The following is a 17,478-nucleotide window of genomic DNA, read 5'->3' on the forward strand; positions in this document are numbered from 1 at the left end:
ACAAAAACTTTGGGTAATAACAAAGCCCGGGCTTGTGAAAGTCTGGGCTTTGTGCATAAAAAAAGGTTGTGCCAGCGTTTTGACACAACCTCTTTATTTTATGATGAGCCTAAAAGTGTTTTTTAGAATGTTTATTCTGTCCGCTTGCAGGCATTTGCCATGAAGAACTCATTCAATGTATCTTCATAGTTACCATGAATCATGATGTGATGGTTGCCCAACGGATTTTTCAAGAAATATTCTGCCGGGGTATTCATCCGGATACGTACCTGTGTACGGCACATATTAATATAATTGGTATTTTCGGTCAGTGTTCCTGTAGACAGATAATATTCATCCAGACATTCACCACCACATTTAATGACCGTTACATCTCCGGTGGGAAGTAGTCCTTGTATGGCTATTCCTTTTTCCGTCTCAAAATGATTACGGATGATATATCTTTCCGTTTGTTGCAGTCCTACGGTGCAATGTGCTAATATCAGTTCGTTTGTCCGGGTATTGATCATAGAAGGATTTGCCATGAAACCTTCTTTGGTTGTAAGTGCTTTGACAGCCAGAAGGGTGAAGATGGATTGAAGGTCTCCTTCACATCCTGCCATTATTCCGTCGTCATTCAATAAGGATAATGCCAGGCAACCGGTAGTGTCTATCTGCTCGATCAACTTGAAGCAACTTAAAGTCAGTGCTTCCAGCTTTTCTTCTTTACATATCTTCTTTATCGCCCGGTATAATCGCATAGCCTTGATTAAATCTTCAGGACTTCCCTCGCGACAAGCAAGAGCTTGCGAAGCAACGGCAGCACACGATGCACCTACTTCTTCATCTGTAATTTGTTGAAAATGTTCATAGACTCGTTCCAGTGGAATATCTATGTATTCGATGCCCCAGCGGCGCTTAGCCAAAAGATAGTCAACATTACTGGCAACCAACCAGGAAGAAGGAGTACCGATGACGCCTATACGTTTACCAAACAAAGAACGCTGTGCCCGGAAATTGTTATAAAGTATATGTACCCTTTGAACGATAGACGGGAGTTCACCATGAAGAATTTCGCTCTTCATTCCCCTTCCCCGCAACCAAGTTGATATTTCCAGTGCTGCAGCAAGTGAGTTCTGCATGCCGTCTGCTAACAAAATGGCAGGTCGGGGCAGACGTTCGAAATGCTGGATAACCAGTCTTTCCACTCCTCCGGTAGCGACAAAAATGATCTTGAAATCATCACTGTTCAGCTTATCCATATCTTGATAATCGATGAGCCTTACAGTATAATATTTTTCAAGCTCACTCAAAATAGCTTCGTGTGAACTACGCAACGAGGCTTGTTTATGTAGTATTGAAGCGAATGCGATAAGGTGTATGGTCATTATGATATTGTTTTAAGTTTTCTGTATTACAAATGTATAGCTTTCTTTTCAAATTACCATAAGGTTTTTAACCTTGCTAAGGTTTTTAAAGTTTTTATGTCTCTGTATTCAAATAATTGCGTACATTTGCAGCTCCAAGTTAAATAGTAAATAGTAAATTGTAAAATAGTCAATAAAATTATGCCGACCATATCCATTCGCGGAAACGAGATGCCTGCATCTCCTATCAGAAAGCTGGCTCCATTGGCAGACGCTGCCAAGCAACGGGGAGTCCATGTGTTTCACCTGAATATCGGACAGCCTGATCTGCCCACTCCTCAGGCCGCGATTGACGCGATACGCAATATTGATCGTAAAGTACTGGAATATAGCCCCAGTGCCGGAAACCGTAGCTATCGCGAGAAACTAGTAGGATATTATGCAAAGTTCAACATCAACCTGACGGCTGACGATATAATTATTACATCAGGAGGTTCGGAAGCGGTACTTTTCTCCTTCCTTTCCTGTTTGAATCCGGGTGATGAAATCATAGTTCCGGAACCTGCATACGCCAATTATATGGCATTTGCCATTTCTGCTGGAGCAAAGATCCGTACGATTGCCACGACCATTGAAGAAGGGTTTTCTCTGCCGAAAGTGGAGAAATTCGAAGAATTGATCAACGAACGTACCAAAGCGATTCTGATTTGCAACCCGAATAATCCGACAGGATATCTGTATACCCGTCGTGAAATGAATCAGATTCGGGATTTGGTGAAGAAGTATGACCTCTTCCTCTTTTCGGATGAAGTATATCGTGAATTTATTTATACCGGTTCCCCTTATATCTCTGCCTGCCATTTGGAAGGTATTGAGAATAATGTCGTACTGATCGATTCTGTTTCAAAACGTTATTCCGAATGTGGTATTCGCATCGGTGCTTTGATTACCAAGAACAAAGAGATACGTGATGCTGTTATGAAGTTCTGTCAGGCTCGTTTGAGTCCTCCTTTAATCGGACAGATAGCTGCTGAGGCCTCTCTGGATGCTCCGGAAGAATATTCACGGGAGACGTATGATGAATACGTGGAACGTCGTAAATGCCTGATTGACGGATTGAACCGTATTCCGGGTGTTTATTCTCCAATTCCGATGGGGGCTTTCTATACTGTAGCCAAACTTCCTGTAGATGATTCGGATAAGTTCTGTGCCTGGTGTCTTTCTGATTTTGAATATGAAGGGCAAACTGTATTTATGGCTCCGGCTTCTGGTTTTTATACTACCCCGGGCTCAGGTATCAATGAAGTCCGTATCGCCTACGTATTGAAGAAAGAAGATTTGAACCGTGCGCTTTTTATTTTGCAGAAGGCTTTGGAAGCGTATCCGGGAAGAACGGAATAAGGAATAGATTAATAAGTATTAAGTATTAACCGTAGACGCTGATTGGCGTATGATGTATTATAAGGTAATGTCTTAATGCTTAATAAATACTTAATCCCTAATCTCTAAATAAGCTGCGGCTAATACTTAATACCTATTACTTAATATTTAAAAGAATTGTCGTTATCTCTTTTTATAGCTCGTCGTATTTATCGCGAAAGCGATGGTGGAAAGCAGGTTTCACGTCCTGCGGTCCTCATTGCTATGGCCGGTATTGCTATCGGGCTGGCTGTTATGATTATTGCGGTGGCAGTAGTTATAGGGTTTAAAAGTGAGGTAAGGAATAAAGTGATCGGATTCGGGTCACACATTCAGATAGCGAACCTGGATGCGGTTAATTCTTATGAGACTCATCCGATAGCGGTAGGCGACAGCATGATGACTGCTCTTTCCAGCTATCCCGAAGTAAGCCATGTGCAACGTTATTCCACAAAGCCGGGGATGATAAAAACGGATGATGCTTTTCAAGGAATGGTCTTGAAAGGTGTCGGACCGGAGTTTGATCCTGGTTTTATGCAAGAGTATCTGGTGGAAGGAGAGATTCCTGTGTTCAGCGATTCGGTTTCCAGTAATCAGGTACTTATCTCCAAGGCATTGGCTACCAAAATGAAGTTGAAGCTGGGGGATAAGATATATACCTATTATATCCAGGATAATATTCGTGCCCGACGTTTGACGATTGCAGGTATTTATCAGACCAATTTTTCCGAATATGATAACCTCTTTTTATTGACGGACCTTTATTTAGTAAATCGCCTGAATGGCTGGCAGCCGGAGCAGGTGAGTGGAGTAGAGTTGCAGGTGCATAACTATGATAAGCTGGAAGATATAACTTATGAAATAGCAGTTGACACTGACAACCAGCGGGATGAGTTTGGCGGTATATATTATGTACGCAACATAGAACAACTGAATCCTCAAATATTTGAATGGTTGAATTTGCTTGATCTTAATGTATGGGTAATCCTTTTTCTGATGATTGGAGTTGCTGGCTTTACCATGATTTCCGGTTTGCTGATTATTATCATAGAACGAACTAATATGATCGGAATATTAAAGGCTCTGGGAGCTGATAATTTTACGATTCGCAAGACTTTTCTTTGGTTTGCAGTCTTTCTTATTGGTAAAGGAATGCTTTGGGGAAATGTAATTGGACTGGCATTCTGCTTTATTCAATCTCAATTTGGAATATTCAAACTTGATCCGGAGAATTATTATGTGGATACAGTATCGGTTTCTTTCAATATTTGGTTCTTCCTTTTGATTAATGCAGGTACTTTGCTGGCATCCGTCCTGATGCTGATTGGCCCTTCTTTCCTAATAACAAAGATCAATCCTGCAAGTTCCATGCGATACGAGTAATCCCTTCTTTTTCTTTTCTTTTTTTGCTGCAAAAATAATTTAGACTCTTACGTGATGTAGAGTGAATAATATGTCTATATTTGCGCCCAATTTACTTAATATCCTCTTGTAGGTTTAATTTTTAACCATTATGAATAATGTGTTAATTCTGTTGGATAATCCGGATGACTGGAAACCGTATTGTGAGACAAAAAGTATCCTGACTGTTTCCGACTATCTGAAGAACAAGCCGGTTGAAAAAGACCGGAAGTTAGTTATTAATCTTAGCAATGATTACAGCTATAATTCCGAAGGGTATTATTGTTCGTTGCTTGCCCAAACGAGAGGACAACGGGTGATTCCCGATGTTGATATCATCAATAAACTGGAGACAGGGACAGGGATCCGTATGGATCGTAGCCTGCAGGCATTGTGTTATCAGTGGATTCAGAAGAATGGGATCAAAAGTGATATCTGGTATCTGAATATCTATTTCGGGAAATGCCGTGAGAAAGGGTTGGAAAGAGTAGCCCGTTTTATTTTCGAGAATTATCCCTGTCCATTACTGAAAGTTGCCCTGAATACTCATCCTAAGAATCAGATTGAAAGTGTTCAGTTTTTGCCTTTGAACCGGTTGGATGATGAGGAACAGGACTTCTTTGCTAATACACTCGATAATTTTAATAAGAAGATATGGCGTGCGCCTAAGTCGACAAAAGTTCCCAGATATAGTTTGGCAGTACTCATTGATCCGAAAGAAAAATTTCCGCCTAGTAACAAAGGGGCTTTGCATAAGCTGTCCGAAGTAGCCAAGAAGATGAATATTCATGTTGAAATGATTACGGAAGATGATGCTATGCGCTTGCTGGAGTTTGATGCGCTGTTTATCCGTACGACGACATCACTGAATCACTATACATTCCATTTGTCGCAGTTGGCTGCACAAAATGGAATGGTAGTTATTGATGATCCGTTGTCTATTATCCGGTGTACGAATAAGGTTTATCTGAAAGAACTTTTTGAGAAAGAAAAGATTTCGGCACCGAAGTCTACATTGATTTTCCAGTCCAATAAAAATTCGTTCGAACAGATAAGCGAGCAGGTAGGTGCTCCTTTCATTTTGAAGATACCGGACGGTTCTTATTCCATTGGGATGAAAAAAGTATCCAATGAAGAAGAGCTGAAAACCAGCCTTGAAGTCCTTTTCGAGAAGTCGGCTATCTTATTGGCACAGGCGTTTACGCCTACGGAGTTTGATTGGCGTGTTGGTTTGTTGAATGGAGTACCTTTGTATGCCTGCAAGTACTACATGGCAAAAGGACATTGGCAGATTTATTGCCATTATGATTCGGGAAGGAGCCGCTGTGGATTAGTGGATACGATTCCTATCTATCAAGTACCACGTGTGGTATTGGATACAGCGATAAAAGCTGCCAATCTCATAGGAAAAGGTTTGTATGGAGTAGACTTGAAAATGGTGGATGATAAGGCTTACGTTATTGAAATCAATGATAATCCGAGTATTGACCATGAATTGGAAGATGCGATTATCGGTGACGAAATGTATTATCGTCTGCTGAATCACTTTGAGCAGGCTTTGGATATGAAACATTATTAGTGATGGAACAGACCGTACACCTTCGCAAAGCAAATTTGAGGGATATTCCTGCTATTCTGGAAATAGAGCAGGAATGTTTCCGGGAAGATAGTTTCTCGCGGGAACAGTTTGCCTATCTGATCGGTCGTTCAAAAGGAACCTTTTATGTGGTGGTAGAGCAAGAGCAGATTATAGCTTATATCTCGTTGTTGCTTCATGCGGGAACTCGCTATCTGAGAATATATTCGATAGCTGTCCATCCGGATTTCAGAGGTCGGAAACTGGGGCAGTTACTGATGGAACAGACGATTGCTACAGCTCATGACTGTAAGGCGGCAAAGATTACACTCGAAGTGAAAGTTACAAATACTCCTGCTATCAGGCTATATATGAAAAATGGCTTTATTCCCGTGGGAGTAAAGCCAGCCTATTATCATGATGGTTCGGATGCGATTTATATGCAGCGAACCCTGTAATCTATATGATTGCTTATCTTCTCATAAAATCTCCTTTTCTCCGGAAAGAACGGTAGAGTTTAAATCTAAGTGACTGGATGGGTTGGAGAATATCGAATACCGGCAGAGAGAAATAATATTTTCTGCCTCCGCCCATTTCTTTGGCTGTTTGATTGATGACGACTGCCTGTACAATATAACGGAATATCCATATCAATAATGCAATTCCGGCAGACAGCCAGTGTAAATGGAGGATACCGATTACAATACCCGCTATACAGACAGCGTAAAACAGTAAACGGGAGAAAGTTTCAAATCCTGATAAATAGCGTTGTATGCCGCGATAATAGCGTGCGGTAGCCATGTAGCTAATCTTTTCTTCCTTCCATTCTTTGTAGTTATATACAGGTTGTATCCGCATGGTTGCATTGATATCCGTTTCTACCCGTGTGTTTGATGGAGTCGCTATCTGGTTGATGAACAGATCATCTTCTCCGCGTTGCAGATTCAGGTAAGTGGAGTAACCTTTTCTTTGGAAGAATAATTCTTTCCGATAAGCCATGTTACGTCCGATACCCATATATGGCTTTCCTGCCAGTGCAAAACACAAATAACGCAGGGATTGGAATAAAGTGTCAAAAGCCACCCGTTTGTGTAGCCATCCTTTGGTCCGGTCGTAACCGCTATATCCCAGCACTATTTGAGTCTGTGAAGTGAAATTGCGTGCCATTAGTTTAAGCCATTGTCGACTGGCAGGCATACAATTTGTTTCTGTAAATACTAACCAGTCATGTTTACTGGCTTTGATACCTAGCGTTAAGGCTAGTTTCTTGTGGCTGATATAGCGTGCACTGTCAGGAGTAAAGCTATGGTAGAGATGAGGGTATTTCTCTTCCATAAATCCCAATACATCCTCTGTTTCATCTGTAGAAGCATCGTTGATAACAATCACTTCGAACTGCGGATAGTCTTGTTCGAGAATGGAAGGTAAGATTTTACGTAAGTTATCAGCTTCATTTCGTGCACAAAGTATTACGGAAAGTGGAGGCATTTCCTGTGTGAAATGCACTTCTTCTTTGCGTACAGCTTTATTGCGGATATGTATTCGATTATACAAGCCGAAATAATAAATGAGCTGAATGATAAAAAGAATACCTGCCGCTGATAAAAGAATCAGTTCAACAGTGTTGAATGTAAATGCTTCCATTGAATTAAAGTGTCGTTTTTACGACTGCAAAAGTACGCATTTTTTTGGTAGCTCCGTCATCTCGAAGGAAGGTTATTTCGTAAATCCAGATATTCTTTCTTGAACATGTCAACAAAGAGAAAGAATAGTGAGAGTAGTAACGGACCAAAGATAACTCCCATAAAACCGAATAGCGGCAAGCCAATTACAACTCCGAATATGGTAATCAGTGGATGGGTATCGGCCATTTTCTTTTGCAGAATAAATCGGATCAGGTTATCAGATTGTGATACGACTATTGCTCCGTAGGCAGCGAGTCCGATAGCATTGAACCAGTCTCCGGTTACAGCAAGATAAGCGGCTACGGGAAACCATATCAGGGCAGTTCCTACCATCGGAATGATGGTGGCAAAGCAGGTAAGAAATCCCAGAATTAATATGTTCGGTGCTCCGAAGATGAGATATCCTATCATGGCTACTCCTCCTTGGATGATTGCTAATAGCGGGATGCCGATAGCGTTGGAACGTACAATCATGTTAATCTCATGAATAACTTCCTGTGTGTTTGCTTCATTAAATGGCAAAATATCATTCACATAAGCCTCCATTTTTTTTCCTCCTATCAGCATAAAGTATAGTACGAATACCATGACAAACAGATTGATGGCAAGGCTGCTGATGCTTTCCATAATGATCTGTCCGATGCGGGGAAGGATGGAGACAATGAATGATATGGTATCTTTCCCTAATACATCGTAACCGGTTTTTTCTTTGATAAACTCTGCCACTTGCTGCATAGGAGCGATGAATGTTTGAGGGTCCAGATTGATATCTTGAAGTTTGCTTACCAATAGCCAGACGGTTAATCCAAGTGGTACCAAAAATACCATAACCGTTTCTGCTGTGATCAGTAATGCGGCAACACTGCGTTTTATTTTCCATCTTTCTGTCAGGTGTGCCATTTGTTTACGTACTAGAATATAAATAGTGAGTGCTCCCAACAATCCCCCTAGAAAAGGGGTGATTTGACGGAAGATGATGATTCCCATAAATAGTATGATGACGATGAGGGAATATTTCCAGTATTGTTCTTTGATGCTCATATCGTGTATTTAGTTATTCTACTTTATAAACAAAAGAACTATGAAAAAGGTTTGGATATCCGGTGTGAGGTTTAAGATAGACAAGTGTTCTTTGGGCTGACGGTATTTCAGATTCTGTCAGGCATTAGTTAATATCCAAATGAATTATGTTAAATGTTAACGAATCTGCTGCTTTTATTAAACCATGTTATAAGATGCTCCGCTCTGCTCCGGAAATTTGGAGATATGCGGAAAGTCCGTATCTTTGTAGTGTGTTTTTCATAGTATTAGATTTAAGGTTAACAAAAAGATTGGCTGTCTGGGATAGATAGCCTTTTTTTATGCCTTTTTTTGTATATTTGAGGGACTTAAAACTTGAATGAATATAATGAGAACAATCCTATTAACTCTGTTACTCTCTGTTGTGGCAATATCAGCCTTTGCACAGACAAATACTTATCCGGAATGTACAAGTCAAGTTGAAGCTATTAATAAGATGCCGTTACGGATAGCGTATCTTGTACCTGTCGATAGTTTAGGTAAATATATGTATCTGGAGTTTGCTGCTCCGAGTATGTGTGATCACTCAGATGTGGTAGCTGATATAGACTATAGGCAGGTCACAAGTTTTGCGACTTTATATTATGATGAAAAAGGAAGGGTACGCAAGACTATCAAATGGTACTCGGATGGGGGTGACCTTAATAATGTCGTTTATTATGATGAACAGGGTAATATCTTATATGCTGTTTATGCGAGCACTTCTGAAAAATATGGGAAACTGTATTCATGCAATTCACAAATTCATATAAATCATTCTTTTTCGGAACTTGACTTCAGAGAAGGATTTCATATTTGGATTAATATGACTACGGAAAACTTGGCGAATGTATATAAGTCTGATTTGAAAATGCCTGAAAATTGTAAATCTGTTACCTTTTTGCCTATAAAGATTGGTGATCGGGCTTTTCTTTGTACCAATCGTGCTTATATTTCACCCAATGGGAGATTGATAAATAAAGATGATAATATGGCAGGTGCATACTTTGGCAGACGCGTTGTTATTGATGATATTAAAGGTGATTGGTGCAAAGTGAGATATACTCTTATAACAGAATCTGACGAAACTGTTGGATATGTACGGGTTGAAGACTTAGAGATTATAAAGTAATCTAGTCTTTTCGGTTTATTTCTATGAAATCTGTTATTGTTTCTATCTGATTATTTTAGAATGATTTCATATACACGAGAACTTTCTCCCCAAGGATGCCAACAATCTCCGATATAGGTGAAGCCTAATCGTTCGTAATACGAAGTATGACTGGTACTTAAGTATAATTTTGAAAAACCGATTTTTTGTGTATCTTTCTTTGCCCGTTCTATTAAAAGACTGGCATAGTTATTTCCTCTGTACTTTTCCTCAATGAATAAGGAAACGAACCAAGGATATAAATCCATACGAGAATTAAAATCATTGCTAACAAGTCCTGCACACCCTACAATTTCATCACCATTCATAAGAAGATACCATTGAGGTATGGGATTTTCGGCTTTTAGAGAATGTCTGAAACAATCGTCATACACCATTTTCGTGTTTTCATTAGCCCATTTACTTTGGAAATAGGCAATAGCTTTTTCTAAATATTGAGGTGAGTCTTTAAGAGAAATGATATTCATGCTTTATATAAAATTACAAGGATTCAATATCGCCAAAGTTATAAAATTATTTTTGAAAATCAACTGCTGTTTCTTTAATCCGGCTAATTCCATATATTTGCAATACATACTGCATTAAAAAATATCGTGATATATGGAAAATAAAGAATTGTGTGAAAGAATGCATTCAGGGGAAATGTATAATGACTTGTCTATAGAATTGGTTCAAAGAAGAGAACGGGCTGTCTTTTTGACTAATGATTATAATTCCACTTATGGAAGACCTAAAGAAGTTCGGGAGGCATTATTACGTAAACTATTGAAACATGTCGGTAATGGTGTTCATTTTGAGCCGCATTTCCGGTGCGAGTTCGGATTCAATATCAGTATTGGAAACAATTTCTTTGCCAACTTTGATTGTATTATGTTGGATGGAAATCTCATTACGATAGGTGATAATGTATTATTAGGACCACGCGTTGGTCTATATACGGCAAATCATGCGCTCGATCCGCAAGAACGTGTTATGGGGGGATGCTATGCTTATCCGATTGTAATTGAAGATAATGTATGGATAGGTGCCGGAGTTCATATTATGGGTGGTGTTACGATCGGGAAAAATTCTGTAATCGGTGCAGGTAGTGTAATCACAAAGAATATTCCGGAGAATGTAATCGCTGCAGGAGTTCCCTGTAAAGTAATCCGGGAAATAACCGAGAAAGATAAAACGGGTTTTTTACCTTGATGTTGATTGCCATTATTTACAATCAATCCGTTCCCATTTGTCGAATAGCCACACCTCAAATCAAAAAAAAGAACAGAACAAGTAGAATATTATGGGTAAAGTGAGGATTGCTCCGCAGCTACTGAAAAAATGACCTTTCTTAAAAAGTGGATATTTACACGAGTTCTAAAGACCATGATTCCATTACGTTCACTAAGGGGAATAGAATATCTCAATGATTTGTAAGTGTGGATTTTCTTCTTTATGTCATTGGAAGAGATAATTGAATAAATAGTAATCATTTTCTGTTGATGCCTGTTATTTGGAAAGATTAATCATTCGATTTTGTTTCTTATGTCACGTTTTGATTTCTCGATATCTATGACAAACTAGAGAAAAAATAAGCTAAAATAGCCTTTTTATAACTTTCTCATCAAGAAAAAATAGGTTCCTCGGTGAGGAACGAAGTGTTGGTTTTAAAGGAACAAGGTGTTCCTTTAAAACCAACGAGTGTTATATGAACAAGAATAGATGCATATTTCACGTAGTATTATGCAGTGTGGGCTCGCTTTTCTGTATATTATTACATTAATTTATGCAGCATATCCTGTAGTTCATTATTTTTAGAGTAACCTCCTGTTGTTATTATATTAAATTTAGAACATTTAGAGGGGAAGGCATATTTATCTTATCAATCCTATATCTTGTCTACAAACGAGGCGTGTTCGTCTCATTTGAAAAACAGGCAATACTGTATCCCTTATCTTCGTGTCGAAATAAAAAACAAAATAAGTCATGAAGATGAATAAAACTATGTTATTGGGGGAAATAGCAACCCGTTCAGGTATTCCGGCAGATGAATGTGGGATAGTACTTAAAACTTTTGAAAAAGTTCTTTGCGAAGAACTCACACGGAAACTGTATCGCTATGGGGGATGGATATTATTATTGATTGCCTTATTTGTATCAGTTACTGTTTTGGGGCAAACATCGGAACGGAAAGGCCGTCCGGTACAGACCATTCGTGGAATGGTAGTGGATGGAGACTCAAAATACCCTATACCGTATGCGACAGTGAGATTGTCTGATAAAGCAGGGATGGGGACGACAACCGATAGTTTGGGACGTTTCATTATTCCGCAGGTTCCTGTCGGGAGACATACGATAGAAGCAGCATTTATGGGGTATGAACCGGGACTTTTTAGAGAAATACTGGTAACTTCCGCCAAAGAAGTCTATCTGGAAATCCCTCTGAAGGAAAGTGTAAACGAACTGAGTGAAGTCGTAGTTCGTGCCCGAACGAACAAAGAGGAAGCGATGAATAAGATGGCGACCACTGGGGCACGTATGTTAAGTGTGGAAGAAGCGAGCCGTTATGCAGGTGGTTTTGATGATCCGGCACGCTTAGTTTCTGCTTTTGCCGGAGTAGCACCCAGTGTTTCTTCCAATGGCATCTCTATTCATGGTAATGCACCCCATCTTTTACAATGGCGACTGGAAGATGTAGAAATCCCGAATCCGAATCATTTCGCGGATATTGCCACATTGGGTGGAGGAATTCTTTCTTCTCTTAGTTCACAGGTACTCGGTAATTCTGATTTCTTTACCGGAGCTTTTCCGGCGGAATATGGAAATGCTGTGTCCGGTGTATTTGATATGAAGCTACGAAATGGTAATAATCAAAAGAATGAAAACACGATTCAAGTAGGGATTATGGGAATTGATGTTGCTTCTGAGGGTCCTTTGAGTAAGAAACATAAAGCATCGTATATCTTCAATTACCGTTACTCTACCACAGGGCTACTGAATCTTGACGGTGGAACGATGGATTATCAGGATTTGAATTTCAAACTAACTTTCCTACGCAGAAAGCCGGAACTTTCTCAGTATGGGGAACCAGCTTGATAGACAAATTTAAGAGTGACATGGAAAGAAATCCGGAGAAATGGGAATATTTGGGTGACCGTAGTGAGTCGCGTGACAAACAGTATATGGCGGCTGGGGGTATCAGCCACCGTTATTTCTTCAATAGTGACGCATCGCTGAAAACCACCGTTGCCGCTACCTATTCACAACTGGACGGAGGCGCTTCCATGTTCAATCACGCTTTGGAATCGACTCCTTACATGGATCTTGAATCGAAGCACACCAACCTCATAGTAACCAGTACCTATAATCGTAAGTTCAGCAACCGGTTTACTAATAAAACAGGCTTTACATATACCGCTATGTTCTATGATATGAATCTTTCTATAGCGCCTTACGAAGCCCAGGTACTGGAAACCGTATCTCAGGGGGACGGCAATACAAGTCTGCTTTCTGTCTACAATAGTTCTTCTGTCGGTTTGAGTGACCGTTGGACTCTCAATGCCGGCATCTACGGGCAATATTTGACATTGAATAATAAATGGTCGGTTGAACCCCGTGCCGGTTTGAAATGGCAAGCTAGCCCGAAAGCTACTTTTGCCTTAGCTTACGGAATGTACAGTCGGATGGAGAAAATGGACGTCTACTTTGTAAAAACAAAAAATACAGGAAGTCAATCTGTTAACAAGAATCTGGATTTTACCAAAGCACAGCATATCATGTTATCTTTCAGCTACAAAATTACAGACCGCATGAATCTGAAAATAGAACCCTATGTACAGTTTCTGCATGATGTACCTTTGATGGCGGACAGTTCCTATTCTGTGCTCAATCGCTCTGATTTTTACGTAGAGGATGCCCTTATCAATAAGGGGAGAGGCCGCAATATTGGAATTGACATTACTCTCGAACGTTTTCTGGAGAAAGGACTCTATTATATGGTTTCCGGTTCGTTGTTTGACTCTCGTTACCGTGGTGGAGACGGTGTGTGGTATGATACGAAGTTTAACCGGAACTACGTCATCAATGGACTTATCGGCAAGGAATGGATGTTGGGGCGAAACAGGGAGAATATCCTTAGTGTCAATCTGAAACTGACATTACAGGGAGGGGACCGGTATTCCCCGATTGATGTAGAAGCGACCCTGAAACACCCGGACAAGGAAGTGCAATATGACGAAACGAGAGCATTCTCCAAACAATATTCACCCATGTTTATCGGTAATTATACTGTCAGCTACCGTATCAATAAGAAGAAAGTATCTCATGAATTTGCTGTAAAAGGATTGAATTTCATGGCTACGAAAGAGCACTACGGACATGAATATAATGTGAAAACCGGAAAAATAGATGCAACTGACGGTTCCACGGTTCTGACGAATGTGAGCTATAAACTTGAATTTTAGATATCCGGATAGAAATCTTGAAGGAAAAAGTTTTATCTTCGTACCCAATGAAGCATATGGCAACTGAAACAGCTACAGCAGGCAACAAATCTGCGATTTTATATAGATTACTTGTTAGTCCTGAATTTCGATGGATACGGTATCTGATACTTGTCATGGTGCTGGGCACTATCTCTTTCAATCAGGTGTTCATCATTTTTATGGACTACCGGGATATATTGGGGGGATGGATTTATGTGTTCACTTTTATATACTTGCTTACTTATGTGGGTGTTATCTGCCTGAATCTTTTTTGGTTATTCCCAAGATATTTGTTGAAAAGGCATTATATGGTGTATTTATCATTATTGTCTGTGGCAATGATCGTTGCACTGTTGATACAGATGATTATAGAATATCTGGCTTATTCCTATTGGCCACAGCTTCACGCACGGGGATCGTATTTCTCGGTTCCCATGCTGATGGACTACATATCTTCTTTTATGCTGTCAACGCTTTGTATGATAGGGGGAACGATGACTGTGCTCCTGAAAGAATGGATGATAGAAAACCGACGTGTTTCACAGATGGAAAAGGCACATGTACTTTCTGAAGTAGAGCAGCTGAAAGAGCAGGTCAGTCCCGAACTTCTTTTCAAAACTTTGCATCATTCGGGAGAACTGACATTGACTGAACCGGAAAAGGCTTCGAAGATGTTGATGAAATTGAGCCAGTTACTACGTTATCAGTTATACGATTGCAGCAGGCACAAAGTATTACTTAGCGGTGAAGTTGCTTTCCTTACAAATTATCTGACATTGGAACAGAGTTCCCAGCCGCAATTCAGCTATCAATTTATTTCGGAAGGGGAGGTAAACCGGATGTTGGTTCCACCTTTGCTTTTTATTCCTTTCGTACAGCATATTATGAAGCTGATGCACGAACAGCAGATCGTTCTTCCTGTTTCTCTGAGTATTCATCTGAAAGTTGAAAAAGGCATGATTGTATTCATTTGCATGTGTCCGCAACTTAATCTCTCTGAAGACAGAGGGCTGGAACGAATCAGGCAAAGGCTGGACTTATTGTATGGTGACCGTTACGGATTGTTGTTAACTACTGAATGTATAAGACTGGAATTGAATGGAGGTGAACAATGATAATAAATATAGAAGATAGAAGTACGGTTGATAGAAATCCGTATGATGGAACTATGGATGACAGAGGTGTGACCGCTTTTCTGATAAGCTCTCATTACAGAATATACAGGCATATCCTGTTGCAACTGGTTGTTTTGCTGATTACCATCAATGTCTTTTGGTACGAGCCTTTGCAGACTGTCTCTTTTTGGCGACGCTTGGGAGGGTGTCTGGCATATTTCTTGTCTATGGATGCGGTGATTTATACGAACCTGCACGTGCTGGTTCCCCGTTTTCTATTAAAGAATCGTTTGGGTAGTTATGTTTTGGCAGCTATCATCACCAATCTGGTGGTAATCACTTTTCTTTCAGTTACGCAAGGATTGCTTTTTGAGGTTATTTTGCCTGTCAGGAACCCCGATGGATTTGCTACTTTCATCAATGCCTTTTCGGGCATACTTACTATGGGGTTTGTTACCGCAGGTTCGGCGGCAATTTCATTGTTCACTCATTGGCTGCGTTATAATCTGCGTATTGATAAACTTGAATCTACCACTTTGCAATCTGAACTGAAGTTCCTTAAAAATCAGATAAACCCGCATTTCCTGTTCAATATGCTGAATAATGCCAATGTGCTGATTAAGAGGAATCCGGAAGAGGCTTCCAAAGTTCTTTTTAAGCTGGAAGATTTACTGCGGTATCAGATTAATGACAGTTCGCGCGAAAGGGTCTCTTTAGCTTCGGATATTCGTTTTCTGAATGACTATCTGAATCTGGAAAAAATACGTAGGGATCATTTTCAGTTTACAGTGGAGCAGGAGGGAGACATTGACTCCATTTGGATTCAGCCGTTATTGTTTATTCCGTTTGTGGAGAATGCGGTGAAACATAGTTTTGATAGTGAGCATCCTTCGTCCGTACATCTTTCTTTTAAGGTAGAAGAAAACCGGTTGGAATTTCGTTGTGAAAATTCCACGCCGGCGGTTGCTGTCAGTAACAAGGTAGGAGGTATTGGGCTGGCAAATATTCAGCGTAGATTGGGGCTGTTATATCCCGATCGTTATGAACTGGAACAGATAGAGAATGAAAATCGGTATATTGTAATTTTATGTATAACGCTATGAATTGTATTATTGTAGATGATGAACCATTGGCACGTGAGGCAATGAAATTACTGATAGAGGAGGCGGAATGTCTTCAGTTGGTGGGAAGCTTTAATAGTGCTGCCACAGCTTCTGACTTTATGGAGCAGCATGTAGTAGACCTTGTATTTCTGGATATTCAGATGCCGGGTATTACGGGAATTGAGTTTGCCCGAACTATCTCCAAACGAACATTGGTAATCTTCACTACCGCTTATACAGAATACGCATTAGATAGTTATGAGGTGGATGCGATTGATTATCTGATAAAGCCGGTGGAGGCGGAACGCTTTCAGAAAGCGATTGAGAAAGCGCAGTCTTATCATTCCTTATTGTTGCAAGAGGAAAAGGAAGCGATTGAAACGATTGCGGCTGCCGAATATTTCTTTGTAAAGGCGGAACGCAGGTATTTCAAAGTCAACTTCTCTGATATCCTCTTTGTCGAAGGATTGAAAGATTATGTGATCTTGCAATTAGGCGAACAACGTATCATTACCCGTATGAGTCTGAAAGCCGTTTTTGATTTATTACCGAAGGAGTCTTTTTTACGGGTCAATAAGTCGTATATAGTCAATACAGCCCATATCAATTCGTTTGATAACAATGATATATTTATCAAATCGTACGAGATTGCAATTGGAAATAGTTATCGGGATGATTTCTTTGAAGGCTTCGTGATGAAGCAACAAAGATGGTGATATTTCATGTGATGTTTTACACTGCAACCAGGTATCCTAATCACAATGGGACTGTTTTACATACCCCTTCAATTGTTTACCCATTTGAAAATAACGGATGAAGCCCAGAATGAACAAGATAACTCCGGTTGCGACACATACCCATGCGAGACCGTCCAGACGGGATATACTTTCGATCTGAAATATTCCGATTCCGGCAGTAAGAAGATAGAGTGAAGTACGGATATAAGAGAACAAGGTTCGTACATTGGCCAACTTTGTTCTTTCAATAGCCAGATAATCGCGGAGTATTAACTCCTCATTCTTGAATTTGTCGGTAGATTCCTGCATAAAATGATACTGTTTTTTTATTTTCCTTCGGATATTTCCGAGAATAGCAACTCTTTTATTATTATAACGGAAAATAGGTATAAATAGTTTGTGA

At 40.0% G+C, this 17,478-nt stretch carries 14 protein-coding genes and 1 pseudogene; 10 read left to right on the forward strand and 5 right to left on the reverse strand.

The window, feature by feature from the left end; genetic code table 11:
• Positions 1-131 precede the first annotated feature (131 nt).
• On the reverse strand, positions 132-1,367 hold the full coding sequence (locus BLW31_RS12375) for a fucose isomerase (RefSeq protein ID WP_010538729.1): 1,236 nt from the start codon (positions 1,365-1,367) through the stop codon (positions 132-134).
• Positions 1,368-1,547: 180 nt separating this feature from the next.
• Here BLW31_RS12375 and BLW31_RS12380 point away from each other — a divergent pair, with 180 nt between their 5' ends.
• The 4 genes from BLW31_RS12380 (at position 1,548) to rimI (ending at position 6,200) form a co-directional block, all read left to right on the forward strand.
• Entirely contained in the window at positions 1,548-2,747 is a 1,200-nt protein-coding gene (locus BLW31_RS12380) for a pyridoxal phosphate-dependent aminotransferase (protein ID WP_010538728.1), read from the forward strand.
• A 156-nt stretch (positions 2,748-2,903) separates the two neighbouring features.
• A complete protein-coding gene (locus BLW31_RS12385; RefSeq protein WP_010538727.1) occupies positions 2,904-4,148 on the forward strand; it encodes an ABC transporter permease in 1,245 nt (414 codons plus the stop codon).
• A 130-nt stretch (positions 4,149-4,278) separates the two neighbouring features.
• Positions 4,279-5,745 carry a RimK family ATP-grasp domain-containing protein gene (locus BLW31_RS12390; protein WP_010538726.1) on the forward strand — a complete coding sequence of 489 codons (1,467 nt, stop codon included), beginning with the start codon at positions 4,279-4,281 and terminating at the stop codon, positions 5,743-5,745.
• A 2-nt stretch (positions 5,746-5,747) separates the two neighbouring features.
• Positions 5,748-6,200, forward strand: coding sequence for a ribosomal protein S18-alanine N-acetyltransferase (gene rimI / locus BLW31_RS12395; RefSeq protein WP_010538725.1), 453 nt, complete (start codon positions 5,748-5,750; stop codon positions 6,198-6,200).
• A gap of 13 nt (positions 6,201-6,213) precedes the next feature.
• On the opposite strand, the gene BLW31_RS12400 is transcribed toward rimI, so the two are convergent.
• Both BLW31_RS12400 and BLW31_RS12405 read right to left on the reverse strand, forming a co-directional pair.
• Positions 6,214-7,386: a glycosyltransferase gene (locus BLW31_RS12400; protein WP_010538724.1), complete on the reverse strand. Its 1,173-nt coding sequence runs from the start codon at positions 7,384-7,386 to the stop codon at positions 6,214-6,216.
• A gap of 56 nt (positions 7,387-7,442) precedes the next feature.
• Positions 7,443-8,468 (reverse strand): AI-2E family transporter, encoded by a 1,026-nt coding sequence (locus BLW31_RS12405; protein WP_010538723.1) that lies wholly within the window; start codon positions 8,466-8,468, stop codon positions 7,443-7,445.
• 367 nt (positions 8,469-8,835) lie between these two features.
• Here BLW31_RS12405 and BLW31_RS12410 point away from each other — a divergent pair, with 367 nt between their 5' ends.
• Positions 8,836-9,618, forward strand: a complete 783-nt coding sequence (locus tag BLW31_RS12410) for a hypothetical protein (protein WP_118036840.1) — start codon at positions 8,836-8,838, stop codon at positions 9,616-9,618.
• Between the two features lie 50 nt (positions 9,619-9,668).
• Here the strand turns inward: BLW31_RS12410 and BLW31_RS12415 are convergent, their stop codons facing one another.
• Positions 9,669-10,124, reverse strand: coding sequence for a GNAT family N-acetyltransferase (locus BLW31_RS12415; protein WP_010538721.1), 456 nt, complete (start codon positions 10,122-10,124; stop codon positions 9,669-9,671).
• Positions 10,125-10,257: 133 nt separating this feature from the next.
• Between BLW31_RS12415 and BLW31_RS12420 the strand changes: the two genes are divergently transcribed.
• The 5 genes and pseudogenes from BLW31_RS12420 (at position 10,258) to BLW31_RS12440 (ending at position 17,054) form a co-directional block, all read left to right on the forward strand.
• Positions 10,258-10,848 carry a sugar O-acetyltransferase gene (locus BLW31_RS12420; protein ID WP_010538720.1) on the forward strand — a complete coding sequence of 197 codons (591 nt, stop codon included), beginning with the start codon at positions 10,258-10,260 and terminating at the stop codon, positions 10,846-10,848.
• A gap of 774 nt (positions 10,849-11,622) precedes the next feature.
• Positions 11,623-14,099: pseudogene (locus BLW31_RS12425) on the forward strand (carboxypeptidase-like regulatory domain-containing protein).
• 56 nt (positions 14,100-14,155) lie between these two features.
• Positions 14,156-15,235: a sensor histidine kinase gene (locus BLW31_RS12430; protein ID WP_029425624.1), complete on the forward strand. Its 1,080-nt coding sequence runs from the start codon at positions 14,156-14,158 to the stop codon at positions 15,233-15,235.
• A gap of 53 nt (positions 15,236-15,288) precedes the next feature.
• Positions 15,289-16,338 (forward strand): sensor histidine kinase, encoded by a 1,050-nt coding sequence (locus BLW31_RS12435; protein ID WP_371491451.1) that lies wholly within the window; start codon positions 15,289-15,291, stop codon positions 16,336-16,338.
• Positions 16,335-17,054 (forward strand): LytR/AlgR family response regulator transcription factor, encoded by a 720-nt coding sequence (locus tag BLW31_RS12440; protein ID WP_022301823.1) that lies wholly within the window; start codon positions 16,335-16,337, stop codon positions 17,052-17,054. Before BLW31_RS12435 ends, BLW31_RS12440 begins: the two co-directional genes overlap by 4 nt.
• 36 nt (positions 17,055-17,090) lie before the next feature.
• Here the strand turns inward: BLW31_RS12440 and BLW31_RS12445 are convergent, their stop codons facing one another.
• Complete coding sequence (locus tag BLW31_RS12445; protein ID WP_022301824.1) at positions 17,091-17,384, reverse strand: YidH family protein; 294 nt, start codon at positions 17,382-17,384, stop codon at positions 17,091-17,093.
• Between the last annotated feature and the right edge of the window lie 94 nt (positions 17,385-17,478).

The organism is Bacteroides faecis MAJ27 (assembly GCF_900106755.1).
Classification (GTDB): Bacteria; Bacteroidota; Bacteroidia; order Bacteroidales; family Bacteroidaceae; genus Bacteroides; species Bacteroides faecis.